The sequence below is a fragment of the bacterium genome (assembly GCA_040755795.1).
Lineage (GTDB): Bacteria > UBA9089 > CG2-30-40-21 > CG2-30-40-21 > SBAY01 > JBFLXS01.
The window spans coordinates 1-9,191 of sequence record JBFLXS010000140.1; the positions used below are offsets into that span (position 1 = coordinate 1).

Below are 9,191 nucleotides of genomic sequence, written 5' to 3' on the forward strand. Positions count from 1 at the left end.
GATGGAAACGATACAGCAATTATAGAGACATTGACTTTCACAGGTAATACCACGATAAATACAACGAAATACTTTAAGACGGTGAATGCAGGAGGAATAACTACTTCTGGATTTACAGGAGGAACATTAGCTATCAATGGGAATAGAAACACATATAAGCACGACTTCGCATTAGCAAATAGTATTCCTAGCATTACAATGGAGATTTCCAAAGGCGGCTTTCCATTCACTTATTGGGGTTGTGGGTTGACTTCTGCCCAATTTAAAGTGGATGCCCCAGAGGGAATAACTAAAGGGACATTCACTTTTGTCGGTAAAGATGGCGAGCCAAAATCATTAGCAGGAACAACTACCCCCTCTACCCTAAACTCTCTGGTTAAGGAATTATTTCTTAATTGGAAATGCGGATTAAGGGTAGATGATGTTCTCATTGGTATCAGGTCAGTTGACTTTACAATTAGTAATAATTTGCTGGAAGACACGGCAGAAATCAAAGAAACTGTCCCCCTTGCTATCCCTAGATTAGTGAGAGGTGGAAAAAGGGCAATTACAGGGACAATCAACCGACAATTTGAGGATAGCACATACTTTGACAAGTGGATAAACGGAACTTCAGCAAAACTTTCAGTTAAAGGAACCAGTCAACCCTATGCTGGACCATTAGAGACTATAGAGTTCATCTTTCCAACAATTCTATTTGAGGGGACAGACCCTACAGTTTCCGATATGAGCTTGATGTATAATGATCTACCCTTCTCGGCATTTGGAGAAAATAATAACGAGGCAACACTTACCATTTATTCCCTTGACGCTGATTATAACTAATGGGCAGAAGAAAAAGCGTTTTTGCTGAAACCTCCATAAACCAAGGAGAAATTAACCTACCCATTCCGAATTGCCAGACTATTGTTTTGCTAGATGAGAAATTCAAGTTTTCAGAGGGAGGAGTAAGCACCTCAACTTTCACCATTAAGGATTTTGTATTTATCCTCTGGATTTTGGAAAATCAAGAGAAAGACCTACTTAATATGCCAGAAGAAGAAAAGCAAAAGGAAATCAACAAAAAATTAAGGCAATTAGAAGTCTCCCAGCTAATGGAATATTCAATCGCAATCAATGCGGTTATGGAAAAGGTTTCCAAACAGATGCAAAAAGTTCCTATATCATCCCAAAAAAAAACACAGGAATAGATGAGGCAATATGTTATATTGTGGAAAAAACAGGATGGACGATTGAATATATACTGAAACTAAAGGTAAATGTAGCTATCTTCCTTCTTGAGTATTTTGCCAAGCGGGAGGTAGAAAATTTTAAGTTAAAAGCAAGTTTAATGGGGGTTAAAGTATAACCCCTATTTGTTTTTTAAGAGAAAATGCCAGAAACCACAGTAACAATCAGCCTAAAAGGCAGAGAACAGATTAGCCAGGCCTTCGCTAATGTAAATAGAGCATTAGACAATATTAAAGGAAGAATTGATGCTATTAAGCCCAGCTTTGGGGCTTTGGCTGCTATGACAGGGGCTTTTACCGGAGCAATTGTTTTAGCAGGAAAAAAGGCATTAGATGAGGCAGGAAATATTGAAAAGCTTTCTGCCACAATGACAACCATTACAGGCTCAACCAAAGAGGCCACAGATATGATACAATTCGCCATAAAAGCCGCCACCCAGACACCCTTTGAAGTTAAGGGGGTTGTAGAATCCACCGCTACGATAATGCAGTTCACAAAGATGTTAGGGTGGACAGGCAAGGATGCTCAAAAGTGGTTTCCTCTTATCGGAGACCTTGCCGCAGGGATGGGAAAAGACCTTAAATATACCTCCCTTGTAATGGGCAAGGCATTAACAGGCTCACAAGATGCCATATTATCTCTCCGAGACCAATTCGGCATATCCGCTCAAGCCCTTAAGGCTTTTGGGGCAGAAATGAATAAGGAGGGAGGGATTGCTGTAAGAACAGCCGAACAGCAAGAAAAATTAAGGAATGCTTTAGAGGCTTTAATAAAACAGAATTTTGCTGGAGCAATGGCAAGACAGATGGACACCTGGGAAGGGGCAATGTCTAATTTGCACGATGCTATGTCTAGGCTATATATGGCTATTGGAGCAACGATGATTCCAATGTTTAATAAATGGATTAAGGAATCCTTAACCCCTGGCCTTGAAAAAATAGAGAATTTTATTAAAACAAATGGTAATTTGGTGGTCGCTTTAGGGGCTGTTGCAGGGGCTGTGAGCTTGGCAGTAGCCTCTTTAGCAACCTTAAGCTTTACCCTCCCCCATATTATTGGAGGGTTTAAAGCTTTACAACTTCTTTTTGCTGTGCAAATACCAGAGGCATTAAAAATAGCAATACCGCTATTGCGAGCTTTCATCTTTTCTCCTATAGGTATTCTTACATTAGCAATCGGTGGATTAACAATGGCTTTTTTAGACCTTAAAGGCAAAACAGATGCAGCTCTTAAATCCGTAGAAGATAGTGCAGAGAAAATAAAAGGATTGGTGGTTGAATATAATAGCCTAGCAACAGCAGTAAGCAAGACAACAGAACAAAAACAAAGACAAAAAGCGATTATTGATGAACTAAAAAAGGTTATCCCTGAATATGCGGGAGAGTTGGAAAAACTAGGAGGAAAACCGATTAAAAGCGTTGAGGAGATTAACAGACATTTATTAGCACAATACAATCTTGCGATTGCTAATATGTCAGGATTTGAAAAGTTGGGTAGAAGCATTATGGTGCAGTTTAGTCTTGCCAGAACATATGTTGATGAGTTTTTAGACCAGATGGTGATAGGAGTTTTTAATTCTTTAAATTTCGTTAAAGACTGCTTTGAAAAAATTGGAACCTTTTTAAGAATTCTATGGGGTGTAGCAATAAAAGATTTTGGAAAGATAACAACAAAGGATTTAGAAAGACTAAAAAAGGCTGGAGAAGATGTAGGCAAATTTTTTACATCAGGTATTGTTAAAGCTTTTAAAGAACACGGAAAAGAAGGAGATGAAGAATTTAAAAAAATCCATCAAAGTTATGAAAAAAAGAGAGAAGCAATAAAATTAAAGCCTTATGGAATAGAAAAACCTAAATTGTTAACTTTAGAAGATTTTATGTCTAAAGCAATTAAAGTCGCTAAGGCTGCCACAGAAGAAGAAATAGTCACAGAAGAAAAGGCAAAGAAGGCTTTGTCAGACCGATTATCACTCGCTGAATCCAGATACAGAATTGGAAAGCTAACCATAGACCAGCTAATTGAGGAATATGCACAAGTTCAGAAACTCTCTACAACAGAGCTGGAAAGAAATCAAATCCAGGAAAAGATAAACAGCCTCAAAGAAGAAGAAAAAAGAAAAGCAAGGGAAGTAATTGAGGAAAGGATAAGCAATTTATTGGCAGAAAAAAATCTAGGAAAGGATGTAGACACAGAGCTAGTGAAACAATATAACTCCTTGATGATAATTACCGATAGAGAAAGCGATAGATTAAATATCCAGAGTAAAATCAAGGATATTATGACCCACGCCTCTAAAATAGAGGCAGATAGGCTGGCAGTATTAGAGAGTGATTATAATCTCAATAAGGACAAAAGAGCTGAACTGATAGAGCAATTAAAAGTAATGAGAGACCAGACGCAGGATACAATAGAGAGAAATAATTACGAAAAGAAAATTAGAGACCTCCTTGAGGAAGAAAAAAGAGAAAGGGAAACTATATTAAGGGAACAGATAGCAATTACCAGAATACAATCAGATATGGGAGAAAATGTTAAGCAGAAGCTGGTAGACCAATTAACCCAATTAAGTCTGTTTGTTGAAAAAGAAAGTGAAAGATTAGAAATCCTTCAGGAGATAAAGAAAATACAAAAGGAAATATCACCTCCAGTAGTGGGAATAGGCGGTGCTATGCCTGAGAGAGAAGGATGGATTACCGCACCTCCTGGAGCAGTATATACAGAGGGAGAAGAGATAAAACCAATAGAGGAAAGAAAAGAGACGGTTTTTGGTTCTATTGTAGAGGGATTTAGGGAAAGTGTAGGGGAATTACAAAATATTTTTGGAATGATACAAGAATCTACAAGGCAATTGTTTGATACTATCGCCCAGACAGGAGGAATGGCATTTGAGAAGATGTTTTTTGGAATGCAAGATTTTTCAACAAGCGTCAAGGAATTATGGAGCAATCTTGCTCACTCGGTAGTAAATTATATTGGACAGATGATTACAAAATGGCTTGCTTTTCTTGCCTTACAGGAAGTAGCGGGATTTTTTGGTATTTCCTTGCCTGCATTTCAGACCGCCCCTGGGGAAATAAGGAAAGTCCCTGGACCTCCTACCCTAGAAGTCCCTGCCATTGTTCACGGTGGAGAGATAATCGGCAGACCCGCTGAGGGGCAGTTCGGAATGGCTAAAACACCAACAGTAAATATCAATATCAGTGCAGGTGCAGTTCTGGGAGGCAATGAGGCTCAATTCAAACAGGCAATCCTTGATATATTTAAAGATTATGACCTATTAAGCTCCAGAAATCTAGGAAGAAGATATAGTTAAAATGGCACAAATTACTATAAAATACGGCGATGATTTTGCAAATAGCTATGTATTAGCCCTAAATCCCTCTATTTTTGAGGCATTGCAGAGGATTTATACTGATAGATATAGGCAGGAGGATACAGCCGCAATCTCTTATGAGAGGGGCAGAAAATGGGAATTTAGGCTCTTTTGGAAGGCGATGCCAAAAACAATGATGGATACCCTAAAATCCATTAAGGAGTATCAAGAGCCTTTTAAGCTTGTTTTATCCTCTGATTTCCATCCTAACGGCGAATACACTGTCAATTGGGAGAGCGATTTTGGCTTTTTCTATATTCTTCCTTCAACAGATTCTGAATTCTCAGGAGAGATTATCTTTATAGAGGTTTAATGGCTACCCTGCGTGTTCCACAAGATTATTCAACAATTCAAGCAGCAATCAATGCAGCAAATAATGGGGATACTGTTTTAGTAGCTAATGGGACATATGCTGGCACAGGGAATAAGGAGCTAACCTGGTCGGGAAAGGTTATTACGGTTCGCTCTGTGAATGGGCCTGATAATTGCATCATTGACTGCGAGAATTCAGGAAATAGGGCGTTTTATTTTAGTAATGCGGGAAATTGTGGAACAATCAGTGGGTTCACGATGAGAAATGGAAATCCAAGCCAGGGCGGCGGAATCTGGTGCGATAATTCCTCCCCAGCTATCACCAACTGCACCATCTCAGGGAATAGTGCTACCTATGGCGGCGGAATCTTCTGCTATAATTCTTCCTCCCCAGCTATCACCAACTGCATAATTTCAGGAAATAGTGCTTCCGATTATGGCGGCGGAATCTACTGCTGGTATTCCTCCCCAGCTATCACCAACTGCATAATTTCAGGAAATAGTGCTTCCGATTATGGCGGCGGAATCTACTGCTGGTATTCCTCCCCAGCTATCACCAACTGCACCATCTCAGGGAATAGTGCTACCTATGGCGGCGGAATCTTCTGCTATAATTCTTCCTCCCCAGCTATCACCAACTGCATAATATCTGATAACAGCAACTATGGAATATATGAATATGACAATAGTAGTGATCCTCCAACCAATTACAACTGTTTCTGGAACAATACCTCAGGCGATTATTATGATGAAGGAACAACCCCAAGGGATGTTGCCTGGTTAAATACACAAGGAACCGGCAATCTCTCGGCTGACCCTTTATTTATCAGCTCAAGCGACTTTCATTTACAAGCAACCTCTCCCTGCATTGATGCGGGTTCAAATACTGCCCCGGCAATTCCCTCAACCGATAAGGACGGTAAAACAAGAATAGTAGATGGTAATGAAGATGGCATAGCTACCGTAGATATGGGAGCATATGAATATGGAGATGTATATATCATCACGAAAGACACTAATGGACAATGGGCTGTATCCGATAGTTTCAAAACCCAATTAGCAAAACTACAAGGGACAAAGCCTCGCTGGGGCTCCTTTCTCGGCAGAAAAAAGCCTCATCAGGCAATAGCTCTGGCAGGTGAGACATTAGCCAGCCTATCCTCTAGTAATAAGCAAGCCCAGAAGATTACCTTAAACCAAGATACCACCTTTAGTGGGGTTTGGGTAAGGGCTTGTCTCCTTGATATGGGAGCTCCGCTTACTACTTGCTTATGCAATAATAATGCAGGTGTGCCTGGTGCAATTATAACTAGCACTTCAATTGCCGCCAGCGAAATTCCCTCTAGTAGTAGCACTACCGATTGGCTCTGGGTCCAATTCACCACAAAGCAAAGTTTGAGTGCGGGGATATATTTTCTTACCTTTGAAGGAGGGGAAGGATTTGGGGCGGTGCAAATAGCTTATGTCAACAATACATACACTGACGGTAATCGGCTCTATTCTACAGACGGCGGAACAAACTGGACAAACGATACTAACACAGACATTGCCTTCAGGCTAGAGGTTTTATCAGGCGGGGAATGGGAGGAGATTAAGCTTGAAAATACAGAAACTGGATTGGTAAATGTAGGGCAAATTACCAAGCAGGTAGAGAGGGAATTGCTAACCTATGTGGCTGGCTCAGCAACCCTAGATTTTTCTAATGTAAGGGGTTATTGGAATCCAAAAGGGGGGATAAAGAATACCAAAGGAAAGCCTATACAAGGCTTTTACAGGACAAGTGAAACATCCCTTACTCCAAAAGGAATTTTCCTCTTGCCAAGAGGGGAATATAAGATTTCCTTTACCGATGCCTCAACCTGCGTAGTTAATGGAGTTTCCTATACTATTACTGGTAATGAAGTTCGTAATGCTCTCGGTTCAAATACTACAATAAAACTAAATCCTAACCGAAGTTTATCTGATAAGGCAATCATTAGGCTAGGAATATTTACAGAATGGAAGGTTTTTCTGGATAGATTAAGGCTCTGGAAGGGATTTGAAATAAATCCTAACTGGAAAGAGTTTATCCCTGCCTTTACTGGCTTGGTGCAAGATATATCAATTATCAAAGGAATGTCCACCATATCAGCCATAGATTACGATTATAATCTCCAGAAAGTTACTGCCGAGAAGGTTACAATGGATAATTCCGATGGCACATTAACCACAAAGCTAAATGTAAGCGATGAAATTCCCGATGCCGAGGGAGGAGGGAAAGGATTATTGAAAACAGCAACCAAAATCCCTGTTCTCCCTCCAATTGATAAATTTCCCTCCTCTGGGAAGATTAGAATAGATGAGGAAATTATAACCTATACCTCCAAAATTGAAACCACAGACGATACTTCTTTCAATGGATGCACCAGAGGAGCAGACTTAACTACAGCCGTAGCCCATAAAGATGGAGCAGAGGTTAAAAATTATCAATGGTATATTGCCCCAAGAATGGATAGGGCAGTAGAAAGGTTAATGCAGGAGGCAGGAATAAGCGATTACCAGATTGACCAGACAATCACTAATGCTGATTTTGAGCATTTTTCCTATCACGGCAAAACTCCCTCAATGCCTCCCTTTGGGGTTGCTAGATGTATGTGCTATGATGCTACCCAAGACCAGTATTGGTTTGGGATTGACAACAAACTCTATCTTTGGAAAGATGGAGTTTGGACACTAAAAAAGACATTAGGGGTCGGTATAGGAGATGTGAATGATTGGATATATAAGATAGCTGTTTGGGAGAATAATGGGAACGTATATTTTGTGACTAGTAGAAAACATGAGATTTTTACTGCTTGGTATAGAACCCCTTATAATAATGGCTATGATGCCCATACAGGATTAAACTTTGACCTGTGGAAATATGATATCTCTTCAGATATTCTCTCTATCTATTCTACTGTGAATAAACCGATGTATGCTTCTACTCTAGGGTGCTATGTTACTTCTTCTTATGTTTTAGTTCAGTGGGTAGTGGAGAGCCGAAAAGCTTTCTATATTTTTGGAGATAGACTCTACTATATCTACTGTGAAGATAGTATAAGTAGCTCAGCTTACAAGGGTATTGCTTATATAGATTTGATTTCAGACACAATTGTTACTCTGCTGACAACCCAGTTTGTTGCAGTTGGCTGTATAAATTTTTCATCTCCCTGCTTAAATTCTTGGGCTATTATTACTCTTCAATGGGATATAGTCTATAGACTGAACTTTCTCTTTTCTCCTCCTACTGTCACCTTTTTGAAAGATTTCCCAGGAGATGTGGCTTATTTTGGGATTGGGACTCCTGAATTGGAAGCAAGAATGGAAGAAGTAGTAGGGGGAGGTCAACTTGTTAAGCTAGTCTATACTACTTTCTACTATACAACTGATGGGGGAACTGTTAATTACTGGAGAATATGTAGTATAAGATTCTCTACCCCAGATACTCCTGAAGGAGATACTACTTCATATATAAGCTGGAGAGAGATAAAGCGTTATTCTAACTATGATGCTATAACCCTAGATAATGTAGATGATGGTCCCAGAAGTTTTGCAAGACAGAGTGGGGGTAGTAGAGTATATTTTGCATTGGGAACGGGATATAAGAGTGGGTCTGCCCACAAGCTATATCAGATTATTGATATTTCACCTACGACTGACACTGAGAGTATAGTAGATATAGGTATCCCTATTGCAGGTGAAAAAGGGCAGACTTCAGATATGCTTCTAGTCAGTATAGGAGGGATAGAAATTCTCTATGCTGTCTCTTACCCTTCCTATATTCTTTGGCAATATTCCAAGGAGGCGGTTATCTCTGCCTTCAATCAAACCGATTTCAGAGCAAATTATGGGATAACCAGAATAAGCAATATTATTAAGGATTTAGCTGAAGCCTCTGGCTTTAAGGCTTATTTTGATGAGCTAGGAATATTCTACTTCCAAAGACCAGAAACTTCAGGTAATGTTAAGGTGGCTTTTGCCGAAAAAGACATTAAGTCCTTATCGGTCAGAGATGGCGACTTGTCAGCATATCCCATAATCAACAAGTGCGTAGTATCACTATTACAAGGAAATACTAAAATCTATGAATTGTCCGAAACCTCCCTTTCCAGGCAGAATTATGGGCTAGAGGTCTTAAGCATCTCCAATGCTTGGCTCAATAATGAAGGGGTAGCTTATGGTCTGGCAAAGCGGATGGTTGAGCTATACCAATTACCCTCCAACCTTGCTACATTAGACTTAAGATGGTATCCTA

6 protein-coding genes are annotated in these 9,191 nt (G+C 39.8%); all 6 read left to right on the forward strand.

The features are described 5' to 3' along the window. Window positions 1–825: phage tail tube protein (locus tag AB1414_10215; GenBank protein ID MEW6607807.1), on the forward strand; the 825-nt coding region annotated here is incomplete at its 5' end. Then, window positions 825–1,190: a hypothetical protein gene (locus AB1414_10220; protein ID MEW6607808.1), complete on the forward strand. Its 366-nt coding sequence runs from the start codon at window positions 825–827 to the stop codon at window positions 1,188–1,190. The genes AB1414_10215 and AB1414_10220, both read left to right, overlap by 1 nt. Window positions 1,191–1,210: 20 nt before the next feature. Continuing rightward, window positions 1,211–1,348, forward strand: a complete 138-nt coding sequence (locus tag AB1414_10225; protein MEW6607809.1) for a hypothetical protein — start codon at window positions 1,211–1,213, stop codon at window positions 1,346–1,348. Window positions 1,349–1,372: 24 nt separating this feature from the next. Further along, window positions 1,373–4,543, forward strand: coding sequence for a hypothetical protein (locus AB1414_10230; GenBank protein MEW6607810.1), 3,171 nt, complete (start codon window positions 1,373–1,375; stop codon window positions 4,541–4,543). Between the two features lies 1 nt (window position 4,544). Continuing rightward, window positions 4,545–4,916, forward strand: a complete 372-nt coding sequence (locus AB1414_10235) for a hypothetical protein (GenBank protein MEW6607811.1) — start codon at window positions 4,545–4,547, stop codon at window positions 4,914–4,916. Then, on the forward strand, window positions 4,916–9,191 hold a 4,276-nt coding region (locus tag AB1414_10240), incomplete at its 3' end, for a right-handed parallel beta-helix repeat-containing protein (GenBank protein ID MEW6607812.1). The genes AB1414_10235 and AB1414_10240, both read left to right, overlap by 1 nt.